The 13,029-nt window shown below is 70.2% G+C and carries 12 protein-coding genes and 1 tRNA gene; 5 read left to right on the forward strand and 8 right to left on the reverse strand.

Translation table 11 applies throughout. The features are described from left to right. Positions 1 to 135: 135 nt before the first annotated feature. The 5 genes from ACWCPF_RS07895 to ACWCPF_RS07915 all read right to left on the reverse strand — a co-directional run bounded on the left by ACWCPF_RS07895 (position 136) and on the right by ACWCPF_RS07915 (position 4,204). Positions 136 to 582: a hypothetical protein gene (locus ACWCPF_RS07895; RefSeq protein ID WP_451044092.1), complete on the reverse strand. Its 447-nt coding sequence runs from the start codon at positions 580 to 582 to the stop codon at positions 136 to 138. Further along, complete coding sequence (locus ACWCPF_RS07900; RefSeq protein WP_451044093.1) at positions 579 to 845, reverse strand: hypothetical protein; 267 nt, start codon at positions 843 to 845, stop codon at positions 579 to 581. Before ACWCPF_RS07900 ends, ACWCPF_RS07895 begins: the two co-directional genes overlap by 4 nt. Positions 846 to 1,025: 180 nt before the next feature. Next, positions 1,026 to 1,098 (reverse strand) — tRNA-Arg (locus ACWCPF_RS07905). A 64-nt stretch (positions 1,099 to 1,162) separates the two neighbouring features. Further along, positions 1,163 to 2,773, reverse strand: coding sequence for an IclR family transcriptional regulator domain-containing protein (locus ACWCPF_RS07910; protein WP_451044094.1), 1,611 nt, complete (start codon positions 2,771 to 2,773; stop codon positions 1,163 to 1,165). A gap of 105 nt (positions 2,774 to 2,878) precedes the next feature. Next, complete coding sequence (locus tag ACWCPF_RS07915; protein WP_451044095.1) at positions 2,879 to 4,204, reverse strand: M6 family metalloprotease domain-containing protein; 1,326 nt, start codon at positions 4,202 to 4,204, stop codon at positions 2,879 to 2,881. A 372-nt stretch (positions 4,205 to 4,576) separates the two neighbouring features. Here ACWCPF_RS07915 and ACWCPF_RS07920 point away from each other — a divergent pair, with 372 nt between their 5' ends. Together ACWCPF_RS07920 and ACWCPF_RS07925 are read left to right on the forward strand one after the other, a co-directional pair. Then, the gene (locus tag ACWCPF_RS07920; protein WP_451044096.1) at positions 4,577 to 5,221 is read left to right on the forward strand and encodes a TetR/AcrR family transcriptional regulator; all 645 of its coding nucleotides are present in this window, start codon (positions 4,577 to 4,579) and stop codon (positions 5,219 to 5,221) included. Between the two features lie 256 nt (positions 5,222 to 5,477). Further along, positions 5,478 to 7,007, forward strand: coding sequence for an MFS transporter (locus ACWCPF_RS07925; RefSeq protein WP_451044097.1), 1,530 nt, complete (start codon positions 5,478 to 5,480; stop codon positions 7,005 to 7,007). A gap of 60 nt (positions 7,008 to 7,067) precedes the next feature. Here the strand turns inward: ACWCPF_RS07925 and ACWCPF_RS07930 are convergent, their stop codons facing one another. Then, the gene (locus ACWCPF_RS07930; protein WP_451044098.1) at positions 7,068 to 7,577 is read right to left on the reverse strand and encodes a MarR family winged helix-turn-helix transcriptional regulator; all 510 of its coding nucleotides are present in this window, start codon (positions 7,575 to 7,577) and stop codon (positions 7,068 to 7,070) included. A 244-nt stretch (positions 7,578 to 7,821) separates the two neighbouring features. On the opposite strand from ACWCPF_RS07930, the gene ACWCPF_RS07935 reads away from it, so the two are divergent. Beyond that, on the forward strand, positions 7,822 to 8,589 hold the full coding sequence (locus ACWCPF_RS07935) for a dioxygenase family protein (protein WP_451044099.1): 768 nt from the start codon (positions 7,822 to 7,824) through the stop codon (positions 8,587 to 8,589). Between the two features lie 115 nt (positions 8,590 to 8,704). Here the strand turns inward: ACWCPF_RS07935 and ACWCPF_RS07940 are convergent, their stop codons facing one another. Then, on the reverse strand, positions 8,705 to 9,244 hold the full coding sequence (locus tag ACWCPF_RS07940; RefSeq protein ID WP_451044100.1) for an N-acetyltransferase family protein: 540 nt from the start codon (positions 9,242 to 9,244) through the stop codon (positions 8,705 to 8,707). Between the two features lie 206 nt (positions 9,245 to 9,450). Between ACWCPF_RS07940 and ACWCPF_RS07945 the strand changes: the two genes are divergently transcribed. Further along, positions 9,451 to 10,449: a sigma-70 family RNA polymerase sigma factor gene (locus tag ACWCPF_RS07945; RefSeq protein WP_451044101.1), complete on the forward strand. Its 999-nt coding sequence runs from the start codon at positions 9,451 to 9,453 to the stop codon at positions 10,447 to 10,449. 766 nt (positions 10,450 to 11,215) lie between these two features. After that, complete coding sequence (locus ACWCPF_RS07950) at positions 11,216 to 11,935, forward strand: TetR/AcrR family transcriptional regulator (protein WP_451044233.1); 720 nt, start codon at positions 11,216 to 11,218, stop codon at positions 11,933 to 11,935. Here ACWCPF_RS07950 and ACWCPF_RS07955 read toward each other — a convergent pair. Further along, complete coding sequence (locus tag ACWCPF_RS07955) at positions 11,932 to 12,963, reverse strand: helix-turn-helix transcriptional regulator (RefSeq protein WP_451044102.1); 1,032 nt, start codon at positions 12,961 to 12,963, stop codon at positions 11,932 to 11,934. The genes ACWCPF_RS07950 and ACWCPF_RS07955 overlap by 4 nt on opposite strands. Positions 12,964 to 13,029: the final 66 nt, after the last annotated feature.

Genomic DNA, 13,029 nt, shown 5'->3' on the forward strand with positions numbered 1-13,029 from the left:
CCTCGAAGCGGCCACCCGGTAGCGGAACTCGGCAGCCGGCATGACCACCCGTAACGGAGCGCGCCCGTCGGTGTACGGCCGACGGGCGGTCGGGGAGCCGACGAGTGGCCGGAGTCAGGCGCGGGCGGTGTTTCGTCAGACCTTCTCGACTCGCACGGAGTGTCCCGCGAGGAGTTGATTCATGTCGTCGGTGTCGGAGGTGAAGACGGTTGCCTGAGCTCCCTGCGCGGCTTCCCGCCCGGCCACAGCCGCCAGAACCGCGTCGATGGCGTACTCGTGCCCATGCAGGCCCGCTGTCTTCAGCATGTCGCGTGCCAGGGCGATCACCTGGTCGTCCGTGTGCACGACGCGGATCCGGGACAACGTCCAGTTCCACAGCGCCTGCCTCGACGTTTCGCGAGGGTCCCATGCCTCCAAGGTTGTGAGCGCTGAGGTGACGATCGGGATGTCGAGCCGCGGAGTTGTCTTGATCAGCGCAGTCACCTCCCGATCGCCCTGAACTGCCTTGGAGAGAGCCTCGGAGTCGAACACGAAGACGCGCTGTCGCGGGCGGTGCAGCTTCGCCTGGGTGGTGCGGCTCACGCGGCCTCGTCCGAATGTGAACGCTGCTCGTCATGCCAGCCGTCAATGGCGGCCATGCGGTCCAGCGCTGCCTGCTGCTCGTCGTCCGTCACGGCGCCGTACTCTTCCTCGAGTCGCCCGGCCAGCTCGCGCAGTCGGTCCATGGCGTCCTGATGAGCGGCAGCGGCCGCGATGTAGCCGGACACCCCGCGTGCGTCGACACGCTCCTTGATCGATTCCACTAGCTCTTCCGGCACGGTGATGGTGATCTTCCGGGTTGCCATACTTCAAGTATGCCATGCTGGACCGGCTCGGAGCCCGTGCCGGACAATGCAGATCCTTTGGGCGATATTCGGGAGATCAACTCTCCGCCCGCTCACGCAAAACGGCCTCGGACGGAGAGTCCGAGGCCGAATAGAGCGCCTCCCTGGGGGAGAAGCCCCAGTCAGAGGCGTAACGCGTTGTGCCCCCGGCAGGATTCGAACCTGCGACACCCGCTTTAGGAGAGCGGTGCTCTATCCCCTGAGCTACGAAGGCGGGGTCGTGGCCCATTGGGTCACAGGCGTCAGCGTACCGGATCTGGGGTGTGGGGGTGCGGGGGTCAGGTCAGGGGGACGTGGGTGAAGCGGGCCGCTGTGTGGAGGTCTGTCTCGATGTGCGAGGCCGTTGTTCTCAGGGCGGGGAGGATTTCGTCGACGCACTGTTCGGGCGTGCGGCGGGCTGCGTGGGTCGCCGCGTTCAGGGCGGCGATCACGCGGCCGGCGCGGTCGTGGATCGGGACCGCGATGGTGCGTACCCCTTGCTCCAACTCCTCGTCCATCAGGGTGTAGGGCGATCGTGAAAGCAACGTCCTGCCCATTGATGTCGAAGCCGCCGGGTGTCGTGTGCCCAGTGTCATGGTCACGCTCATCACGTGGCTCGCCGTGGCCTGGGCCGTGTACTGGATCTCGTCGCCCGAGTCGGTGAGGGTCGCCAGGGACGTCGTCTCCCCGATTTCGGCGGTCAGGGTTTTCATGTGCGGGGTGGCGATGCGGGGGAGGGTCGTGCGGGAGAGGGGTGGGAAGCCGAGGGAGAGGACCTGGGGGGTGAGGGCGAAGGTGCGGTGAGGGGCGGGTGTCACCAGGCCCAGGTGTTCGTAGGTGATCAGGGCTCGGCGGGTGGTTGCCCGCGACAGGCCCGTTGCCTTTGCCGCGTCCGTCAGGGTCAGTTCCGCCCTGCCTTGGCCGAAGGCCGTCAGGACGGTCAGGCCTCGGGCCAGCGACTCGATGAACTCGCGGCCCAGTTCCTGCTTCGACGCGCCCGTCCAGGTCGCCAGGCCCGCAGGCGGCGGGCCGGGGTGCGGGGGCGGTGCCTGGCGCAGGGTCTCCTCCATCGCCGCCACGGCCGTTCGTAGGCGGGGGAGCAGCGTCGTGCGCAGGTGTGCCGCCGTGTGGCGGCTGGTGTGGCTGACGACGTTCGCCACGCAGACGATCCGGGCGGTTCGCGGATCCCGTACGGGGACGGAGACCGCCACCAGGCCCGGTTCGATCAGTTGGTCGTCCAGGGCGCAGTTCTCGTTCGCCGCGCGCTCGGTGCTTCGTATGAAGTTCTCGTCCGATGCGTGTGGCGGGTTTGGGGGTGGTGGGATTGTTGGGTACGTCGTGTTTCGGGGGTCCCTGGCGCGGCGGTTGCGCCAGGTCTGCCACTGCTCTTCCGTCCACTCCGTCGCGAACAGCGGGCCCGGCGCGGTGCGTTCGGCCGGGAGCAGGTCGCCGATGCGGAAGCTCAGGGACATCGCCCGGCGGCGGGTCGCCTGGTGGATGAAGCGGATGCCGTCGCCGTCGGCCACCGCGAGGGAGACGGATTCGTCGAGTTCGTCGGCCAGGCGGTCCGCGTGGGCGGAGAGCAGGTCGGGCAGGCGCAGGGCGGCCAGGTAGGCGTTGCCCAGCTCCATGACGCGGGGGGTCAGGATCGCGTCCCGGCCGTCGAGGTGGACGTATCCCATGCGGGCGAGGGTGGCGACGATCCGGTCCACGGTCGAGCGGGCCAGGCCCGTGGCGCGTTCGAGTCCGCTCAGGCTCAGCACGCCGTTCGCCTCGGTGAGCCGGCGCAGGACGGTCACGCCGCGCATCAGCGGGGCCACCGCCTCGGCGGGGGGTGCGGCGGCGGGTGCGGTCGTGGCAGACGTGGTGGCCGTGGTGGCTGGTGCGTCGGCGGGCCTATGGTGCGGCATGTGTGGTGTGTGCTCCCGTGGAGGATCTCCGGGACACCGTAGTAGGCGGACGGCGCACCCCACCCACTTCTGCGTCGCCCAACGCGTCAGCTACCTCCGCGTCGCCTACTTCCGCGTCACCCGTACCCGGTAGTCCCCCTTCAGGTCCGCGGCCGTCACCGCGATGCGGATGTCCCGCTTCGGGTCCTTGAAGGTCTCGCCCGGGGCGAAGGGGGCGTCGGAGAGTTCCGCGTGGACGTTGGGGCTGCGGGTGCAGCCGCCGCTGTCGGAGCGGGAGTCGTAGACGGTCACCGGTCCCATGCCGGTGTCGACGTCGGCGTCGACCTTGTAGATGAGGACGCCCGGGCGGCACACCGTCTCGTCGTTGCCGCCGCGGGCGCGCAGTTCGACGGCGTATCCGGTGCGGTTGCTGATCGGGACGAAGACCAGTTTCGGGCCGCCCGGGCGGGAGAGGGGGGTCAGGGGGTACTCCGTCGTGCCCGGGGTCGCGGCGCAGGAGATCTGGGAGGCGTCCAGCCAGCCCAGCTTCCATTTGTGCCAGCCGAGCAGGTCGTTGTTGGCGCCCCAGTCCTCGCTCATGATGTCCCAGTGGCCGACGGCGCCCCCGCCCTCCTGGGTGTAGAGGTCGGGCAGGCCGAAGACATGGCCGTTCTCGTGCGGGAGGACCCGGTAGCCGGTGCGGTCGTAGGAGCCGGAGCCGTCGTCCTGGCGGGAGTAGACGAAGGACGCGTTCGACACCGTCACCCCGTCGGCGACCGGCGCCTCCGTGTTGCCGGCGAACGTCACGGACAGGACCGTGTCCAGCGCGGAGGGGCCCGCGTTCGGGGTGACCAGCACGTTCAGCAGGTCGTACGCGCGGAAGTCCACCGTCGGGTCGGCGGCGGCGACGATGTCCTGGACGAGTTCCCGGTAGCCGGGGTCGAAGGGCGCGCCGCGCTCTATGCCGTACTCGCGGAACGGCTTCGGCATGCGCAGCCAGCGTCGGATCGGGGTCTCGCCGCGGTAGTCGAGGCGGCCGTAGGACGCCGTGCGGAACCATTCCTCGGTCTGCGGGAAGAACTCGCGGTAGCGGCTCAGCGCGCTGCCCCGGCCGACCGCGTCCGAGAAGTCGATCATCAGGGTGAGGGCGCGGACGGCGCCCGTGGAGCGGGAGTAGCCGCCGGGTGTGGGCAGGCCCTCGGACATCTGGACGGACGTCCCTCCGCTGATCATGCAGGGCGCCAGGGCGGAGGAGCGGGCCAGGGTGAGGGGGCCGGCGCCGGCCGTCGTGGAGCCGGGGGCCGGTGCGAGCCGGGTCGTGCCGGCCGAGGTGCTGACCGCGAGGGTCAGCGCGGTGACGGAGGCGAGGGCGGCGATGCGGCGCGGGCGTATGCGACGGCTGAGCGGCTCGCCTGCGCGGGCCGGGGCGGTGCGCACGGGCTGCGGCTGCATGCGGTGCCTTTCGCTCCAGGCAGCCACCGGTCACCGGCTGCACCCTTTCGATCACCCTCTGTCGGGGTGCACGCGGGCGCGCGTTGGAGGAGACCGATCGTGGATTACCGGCCGGTACCGGCCAGTACGGGTCGCTACCGGCCGCTACCGGTCGATGTCGGACCGGGCGGCACGGGTGATCGTGGCCGTGACCCAGGTCACATCAAGAAACTTCCGGGATCGGGAAATAACCGGGGACGCCCTCCCCGTTTAGTCAGGTGTCCGAGCGAAACGGGGAGACGATCCCCGGATCGCCCGGGAGGGAAGACCGCAGAGAAGATCGCCAAGAAGACTGCAGAGAAGACCGCAGAGAAGACTCAGACAGGAGTAGCCGTGCAGACCGCTGTCCCCACCGCGCGCAAGGCGACCCGGCCCCGCGCCGACGCCCTGCGCAACCGGGAGCGGATCGTCGCCGCCGCCCGCGAGATGTTCACCGAGTTCGGCCCCGGTGTGCCGCTCGATGAGATCGCCCGCCGGGCCGGTGTCGGCAATGCCACGGTCTACCGCAACTTCCCCGACCGGGACGCGCTGATCCGTGAGGTCGTCTGCTCGGTGCTGGACCGTACGGTCCAGGCCGCGCAGGCCGCCCTCGCCGAGGCCGGCGACGCGTTCGGGGCGCTGGAGCGCTTCGTGCACGCCTCCGCCGACGAGCGGATCAGTGCGCTCTGCCCGATGATCTCCAGCACGTTCGACGAGCACCACCGCGACCTCGAGGCCGCCCGCGAGCGCGCCGAGCGGATCATCGAGGAAGTCATGGACCGTGCCAAGGAGGCCGGACAGCTCCGGACCGACGTCGGCTTCGGAGACGTGATGATCGTGGTGGCCCAGCTCTGCCGGCCCCCCGCCGGCACCGACTGCCTGAGTGCCGACCGCTACGTCCATCGCCACCTACAGCTGTTCCTGGACGGACTGCGCGCCCCGGCGCCGTCCGTACTGCCGGGGACGCCCGTGACCATGGAGGACCTGCGCCGGTCCTGAGGGACCGGCCCCTGAGCGATCAGTCCGCTGCGGCGCAGCAGCAATCACACACATCACTCATCACATACGTCACCCATCACCCATTAGGCACACCGCCACGCATTAGGCACACCACCACACACCACACGTGTTGAGGGTCGGCCTCGTGTGCTGCTTTGTCGCGCCTCGCGTTGCGCTTTGCGTCGTGCCTCGCGTCGCGCCTCACGTTTTCCGTCACTGATTTTTTCCGTCACGAAGTCCCGAAGCGGGTATCCCCATGTCTGAAACAGCCCAGAAGGCCCTCGGCAAGCCGAGCGCCCCGGACTCCAACCGCTGGAAGGCGCTCACTTTCATCGCGCTCGCCCAGCTGATGGTCGTGCTCGACGCGACCATCGTGAACATCGCGCTGCCCTCCGCCCAGCAGGATCTGGGGATCTCGGACGGCAACCGGCAGTGGGTCATCACGGCCTACGCCCTGGCCTTCGGCGGACTGCTGCTCTTCGGCGGCCGGATCGCCGACATCTGGGGCCGCAAGAACACCTTCGTCACCGGTCTGATCGGCTTCGCCGGGGCCTCCGCCCTGGGCGGCGCCGCGACGAACGAGGCGATGCTGCTCGGCTCCCGCGCGCTGCAGGGCGCCTTCGGCGCGCTGCTCGCGCCCGCCGCGCTCTCCCTGCTCGCGGTGATGTTCACCGACGCCAAGGAGCGCGCCAAGGCGTTCGGCATCTACGGTGCGATCGCCGGTGGCGGTGGCGCCGTCGGCCTGATCCTCGGCGGCTTCCTCACCGAGTACCTGAACTGGCGCTGGACGTTCTTCGTGAACATCCCGTTCGCGGTCGTCGCCGCCGCCGGTGCGTACTTCGTCATCCGTGAGCCGGCCGAGGGCCGCAACCGCTCGCCGCTCGACATCCCGGGCGTCGTCCTGTCCACCCTGGGTCTGGTCTCCCTCGTCTACGGGTTCACCCGCGCCGAGTCCGAGGGCTGGGGCGACTCCATGACGATCGGCCTGTTCGTGGTGTCGGTGGTGCTGCTCGCCGCCTTCGTGCTCGTCGAGTCGAAGGTCAAGGCCCCGCTGCTGCCGCTGCGCGTGATCACCGACCGCAACCGCGGTGGCGTGTATCTCTCGCTCGGACTCGCGATCATCTCGATGTTCGGTCTGTTCCTGTTCCTCACCTACTACCTGCAGATCGTGAAGGGCTACACGCCGGTCAAGACCGGCTTCGCCTTCCTGCCGATGATCGTGGGCATGATCACGGGCTCGACGCAGATCGGCGCCCGGCTGATGACCCGCGTCCCGGCGCGGCTGCTGATGGGCCCGGGCTTCCTGGTCGCCGCGCTGGGCATGCTGCTGCTGACCCAGCTGGAGATCGGCTCCTCCTACGCGGCCCTGCTGCTGCCGGCGATGCTCCTGCTCGGCCTCGGCATGGGTACGGCGTTCATGCCGGCCATGTCCCTGGCCACGCTGGGCGTCGAGCCGCGTGACTCCGGTGTCGCCTCCGCGATGGTCAACACCTCGCAGCAGGTGGGCGGCGCCATCGGCACCGCCCTGCTGAACACGATCGCCGCGTCCGCGACGACGTCGTACATCAAGGACCACATGGCGGGCGCCGCCTCCAAGCCCCAGCAGCAGCTCGTGCAGCTGGAGGCCATGGTGAACGGCTACACCAGCGCCATCTGGTTCGCGGTCGGCATCCTGGTCGCCGCCGCCGCGATCGCCTTCACCTTCATCAACGCCGGCAAGCCGGACCTGGACGCGATCGCGGGGTCGAGCGACGCCGAGGACGTGGTGCCGGTGATGGCCCACTGAGGACGGTGGCCCTCGCCCCCTAGGGGTTGCCTCCAGGGACGAGTCCCTCCGGGCAGACCCCTAGCGGAGCCAGGGCAGATCGGCACCCGCTTCGTTCGGCTGAAGTCCCTCGGCGATGATCTGCATGATCTCGCCGAGGGACTTCTGCTGTTCCGCGCTGAGCCGGTCGAACACCGCGTTGCGGACGACGGTGACATGGCCCGGCGCGGCGCGCTTGAGCACGTCCAGGCCGTCGTCGGTGAGCACCGCGAACTGGCCGCGCTTGTCGGAGGCGCAGTCCTCGCGGCGCACCCAGCCGTTCTTCTCCAGCCGGGCGACGGCGTGCGAGAGACGGGAGCGGGTGATCTTGGCGTGCATGGCCAGTTCGGTCATCCGCAGCCTCCGCTGGGCGGACTCCGCGAGCTTGACCAGCAGGCCGTAGTAGATGTGCGGCATGCCCGCATCGCGCTGGAGCTGGCGGTCCATGTGGTCCTCCAGCAGGGTCGTCGCGTGTACGTAGGAGCGCCAGGTGAGCTGCTCCTCGGCGGTGAGCCAGCGGGGCTCTTCACCGGATGTGGATGCCGTCGTCATGTGCTCCACTGTAAACGTCTGCTCCTTGAAATTTAAACCACTTGGGAATATGCTCATGGATGTTGACGTTTTACATTTCAAGCAACCGCAGGGGAATACCCAGGAGTGCACAGGGGCCGAGGTCCCGGAAGGAGTCGCCGCCATGTCCGCCACAGCTCAGGAGCGCGCCCTTTCTCAGGGAGTTCCCCGGGAGCTTCCTGAGGAACTCCCTCAGGAACTTCCTCAGGAACTTCCTCAGGGACGCATGCCCGCGCTCTACCTCAGTCATGGCGCTCCGCCGCTCGCGGACGACGCCGTCTGGCCGGGCGAACTCGCCGCCTGGTCCGCGGACCTGCCCCGCCCCAAGGCCATCCTCATGGTCTCCGCACACTGGGAGGAGGCCCCCCTCGCGCTCGGCGCCGTCGACCCGGTCCCCCTGGTCTACGACTTCTGGGGCTTCCCCGAGCACTACTACCAGGTGAAGTACGGCGCTCCGGGCGCACCGCAGCTCGCCGAGAGCGTGCGCAAGCTGCTGCGCGCCCCGGGCATTCCCGTACAGGACATCCCCGACCGCGGACTCGACCACGGGGCCTACGTACCGCTCGTCGAGATGTTCCCGGCCGCCGACATCCCCGTCCTGCAGATCTCCATGCCGACCCTCGACCCCGTGAAGCTGATGGAGATCGGCCGCAAGCTCGCGCCGCTGCGCGACGAGGGCGTCCTGATCGTCGGCTCCGGCTTCTTCACCCACAACCTGGCCGCGCTGCGCCACACCGGCCCGGGGGTGCCGACCTGGTCCTCGGAGTTCGACGACTGGGGCCGCCGCGCGCTGGAGGCCCGCGACTGGGACGGCCTGCTGGACTTCCTCCACAAGGCCCCGGCCGGCCGGTACGCCCACCCGCGCACCGAGCACTTCGCCCCGCTCTTCGTGACCATGGGCGCGGCGGAGGTGTCCGGCGAGCTGGACTCGCAGAAGTCCGTCATCGACGGGTTCTGGATGGGGATGGCCAAGCGGTCGGTGCAGTTCGGCTGATCCGTGCGGTTCGAGTGATGAGTGCGGTGCGGTGCGGTGCGGCTGGCCGGGTGACGGTGGGGCCGGCCGGTGAAGGTGGGGCCGGCCGGTGACAGCGGGGGCCGACGGGGGCCTGCTACAGCTCCTTTTCGTACCAGGCCACGTCCCAGTAGCGGTCGAACTTGCGGCCCACCTCGCGGTACGTGCCGACGTGCCGGAAACCGAAGCGTTCGTGCAGCCGCGCGGACGCTTCGTTCGGTTGCGCGATGCCCGCGTACGCGCGGTGCACGTCCTCGTCCGCCAGCGCTGCGAAGAGCGCCCGGTAGAGGAGCGTGCCGATGCCGCGCCGGCCGGCGTTCGGGGCGACGTAGACCGTCACCTCCACGGAGGTGGAGTACGCGGCCTTGGGCCGGAACGGGCTGGATGTGGCGTAACCCAGGATTTCCTGTGAGGTCCCCAGGATGTCCTGTGAGTCCGGTTCTGTGGCAACCATCAGGCGGTACGGGCCGTCTTCAGGGTGGGAGAGCAACCAAGGACGTCGCTCTTCCGGACTGAACGCCACGGTGTCGAATGTGATGGGCGTCTCACGTACGTAGTGGTTGTAGAGGCTCGTGAGGGCTTCGAGGTCACCCTCGATTCCCGGCCTGACCTGCACCTCTGTACGTTCCGACAACATCACGCCTCCTCACGGGGTCGGACAGGGTACTGCATGATCACAAAAATCGGGGTGCGGGTTGGGAATTCTGTCCTGATTCCAGTCGTTGTTTCCATCGGATGCAGGGCACACGAGAAGAGTTCAGAAGTTCCGAGAGGTTCGAGAACTCCACGAGTGCCGGGCGTCCGAAGGGCCACCCGCTGAACCTCCATCGCAAGGGAGCACGCATGGCAACCCGTGCCGTCGCCCGTCGCAAGTCCGCCACCGGCGAGACGAGCGGCGCGGCCCGCAGTGTTCGCGCCCATGGCGGCGAGATCGCCGACCGCGACCTGGTCGGCATGTACCTCGACGAGATCGCGCGTACACCGCTGCTCGACGCCGCCAAGGAAGTCGAGTTGTCCCAGATCATCGAGGCGGGTGTGTTCGCACAGCAGGTCCTCGACGGCGAGGAGGAGTCCAGGGCGGACGCCTCCCGTGCGGAGCTCGAGGCCCTGGTCGCCGACAGCGAGCGGGCCAAGGACGTCTTCATCCGGTCCAACCTCCGCCTGGTCGTCGCGGTCGCCCGCCGCTACCCCCGCAGTGGACTCCCCCTCCTCGACCTCATCCAGGAGGGCAACGCCGGCCTGGTGCGCGCGGTCGAGAAGTTCGACTACCGCAAGGGCTTCAAGTTCTCCACGTACGCGACCTGGTGGATCCGTCAGGCCATCACGCGCTCGATAGCGGACCAGTCGCGCACGATCCGCCTGCCCGTCCACCTCGTGGAGGAGCTCGGCCGGATCCGGCGCGTGCAGCGCGAGTTCAACCGGGAGAACGGCCGCGACCCGGAGCCCGCCGAGATCGCGACCGAACTCGGCTCCACGCCGGAGCGCGTCACGGACGTCCTGGACTGGGCCCGTGACCCGGTCTCGCTGAACATGGCGGTGGACGACCAGGGTGAGACCCAGTTCGGCGACCTGCTGGAGGACACCTCCGCGGTCTCGCCGGAACAGTCGGTCATGACCCTGCTGCGCAGCGAGGAGCTGGACGGTCTGATCGACCGCCTCGACCCGCGCACGGCCTCCATCATCAAGATGCGGTACGGCATCGACGACGGCCGTGAGCGCACCCTCACCGAGGTCGGCAAGGAGCACGGTCTGACGCGGGAGCGCATCCGCCAGATCGAGAAGCACGCGCTGCTGGAACTGAAGAAGCTGGCCCGCGACACGGGCTTCGAGGCGGCGGCGTAGCCCCACAGGGCCGGTCGGCCCGGGTGGCTGCGCCGGTCAGGTCGGCCCGGCTGGACCGGCAAGTGTTGGCCACCCGGGCCGCGCGCCGCGTGAGCGGGGGCGGGCGGACGAGCTTCGTGGTTGCGCCTCGTGGTTGCGCTTCGCGGCTCGGCTTCGTGGCCTGGCTCGCGGGTGGGCTCCGGCTGCGGGTGGTGCGGGTTTCCGCCCGCGTGCGCGGGGTGGTGGTGGGCCGCGCAAACATGGCGCGGGAACGCCGCTTCAATCGGGAGAAGCACGGGAACAAGACTTCTGGGTACGGGAGTTCGGGGGGCCGGGCGCCGGAGTTCGGGGGGCGAGCGGACCCTGCAGCCCTCCCCGGGATCTCTGCCCCGCACGAGCCAGGTCGCCCCACGTGAGCCAGCGTCCGACGGTACCGACACAACATGAGCCACGTCCCGACGCACATCCCCCCGGCGCCGGGACTCTCCCGAGCCGGGCTTCGGCGCCTCTCCCCCCAGGTGCCGGGGCCCGGCTCTCTCCGCACCCGCTGGTCCGCCGGTCGCCCCGCGTGGCGATTGCGGGCGCACACGACCCGTCCGGCGCACGGCAGGGCGCGCGGGCGCGCTCGGTGGGCGGGCCACCCCGTACCTGAACCACGGGGTGGCCCGCCCGAATGGCAGATTGTGCCACATGGGCATAGCCTGCCGACGTGATCAGCTCCACCCCCACCCCCGTCCCCACCCCCGCCTCGGCTTCGCTCACCGAGCGGCGCAAAGCGGCGACCCGTATGGAGATCGCCAGGGCGGCGGCCGGCCTCTTCGTCAGCCGGGGCCTGCGGGCCACCCGCGCCGAGGACATCGCCCAGGCCGCGGGCATCGCCCCGCGCACGTTCTACCGGTACTTCGCGACCAAGGAGGAGGCCGTCGCGCCTCTTTACGCGGCGGGCGCCGAGCGCTGGGCGGAAGCGGTACGCGAGGCACCGGCCGAACTGCCCGTGCCGCAGGCCCTGGAACACGCCGTGCGGCACACGCTCGTCCCCGGCCGCGGGGTGTCGGCGGCGTCCTGGGAATGGGTCCGCACCCTGATCCGACTGGCCGGAACCAGCCCGGCCCTCGGCAAGGTCTGGGCGGAGGTCTGCCACGCCTCGGAAGCGACCCTCGCGGAGATCCTGACGCAACGGGCCGCCGCCAACGGGACGGAGGTGGCGCCGAGCGCGGAGGTGGCGCCGAGCACGGACGCGGTGCGGAACGCGGACGCGGCGCCGGGCGCGGATACGGTGCCGGGCGCGGACGCGGTGCCGAGCGGCGAGGTCGTCTCCCCGCACCAGCGCTTCACCGCAGCGGTGGCCGGCGCCGCCGTCCGGGTCGCGGTCGAGAGCTGGGCGGCGACGGACACCGCCCCCACCGGTCCGCAGGGCCCGGCAGAGCTGGCGATGCAGAACCTGCGGACCCTGCGGGGGTTCGCGTGGGACGCGAGGCCGGCAGAGGCGGCGGGGGAGGAGTCTTAAGGGGTCCCCTCTCCGCTGCCCGCCCGTCCCAGCCTCCCGCCCAACTCCCTTGCGTACTCGGCCAGTTCCCTCGACCCTCGGATCGAGAACTCGCACCCGAGCATCGCGAACCGCACCGCCACCCACTCCACCGGATCGCTGGTCGACCCCCGCAGCCGGCACCGGCTCCCGCCACTTCCGCCGCTCCCACCGTTCTCGCCACGGCCACCCGGGAGCTCCGGATCCGCGACCGGCGTCCCCAGCCACGCCGGCAGCCGCGCCGCCACGAACTCGGCCGGCGCCTCGAACGTCACGTCGTACTCGTACTCGCGTGCGTCCGGGCGTCGTTGGATGGACCGCCGGAGGTATTCCGCCGCGCTCCCCGTCGGCAGCTCGCGCGGAGTGAAGCGCGCCCCGGTGGCGAAGGGGTCGCGGACCCGGTCGACCCGGAACGTCCGCCAGTCCTCGCGATCGAGGTCGTACGCGACGAGATACCACCGTCGGCCCGTCGAGACGAGCCGGTACGGCTCGGTCAGACGGCGCGACTCCGTGCCGTCCTTCGCGCGGTAGGCGAACCGCAGCCGCTCCTGCCCGGCGACCGTCGACGCCATGACGGTCAGCGTCTCGGGGGCGATGCTCGCGCCGTCCCCGCTGGTCAGCGGGGTGGTCGCGGCCTGGAGGGTGGAGACGCGGTGGCGCAGCCGGGCCGGCAGCACCTGCTCCAGCTTGGCGAGGGCCCGTACGGACGCCTCGTCGACGCCCTCCAGCGCGTGCCCGGCCCCCGCCCGCAGGCCGACGGCGATCGCCACCGCCTCCTCGTCGTCGAGCACGAGCGGCGGCATCGCCTTGCCGGCGACCAGCCGGTAACCGCCGTCCGAGCCCATGGTCGCCTGCACGGGATAGCCGAGTTCGCGCAGCCGGTCGATGTCCCGTCGGACCGTGCGGCGCGAGACGCCCAGCCGGTCGGCGAGCTCGCCGCCGGGCCATTCGCGGGGCGTCTGGAGGAGGGAGAGAAGGTGCAGCAGCCGAGCCGGAGTGTCCGTCGTCATGCATCCGAGGATGCCGCACGACTAGGACATGAACTGACCTACTACGGTCCTACTGTCAGACCATGA

This window comes from Streptomyces sp. NPDC001858 (assembly GCF_053594615.1).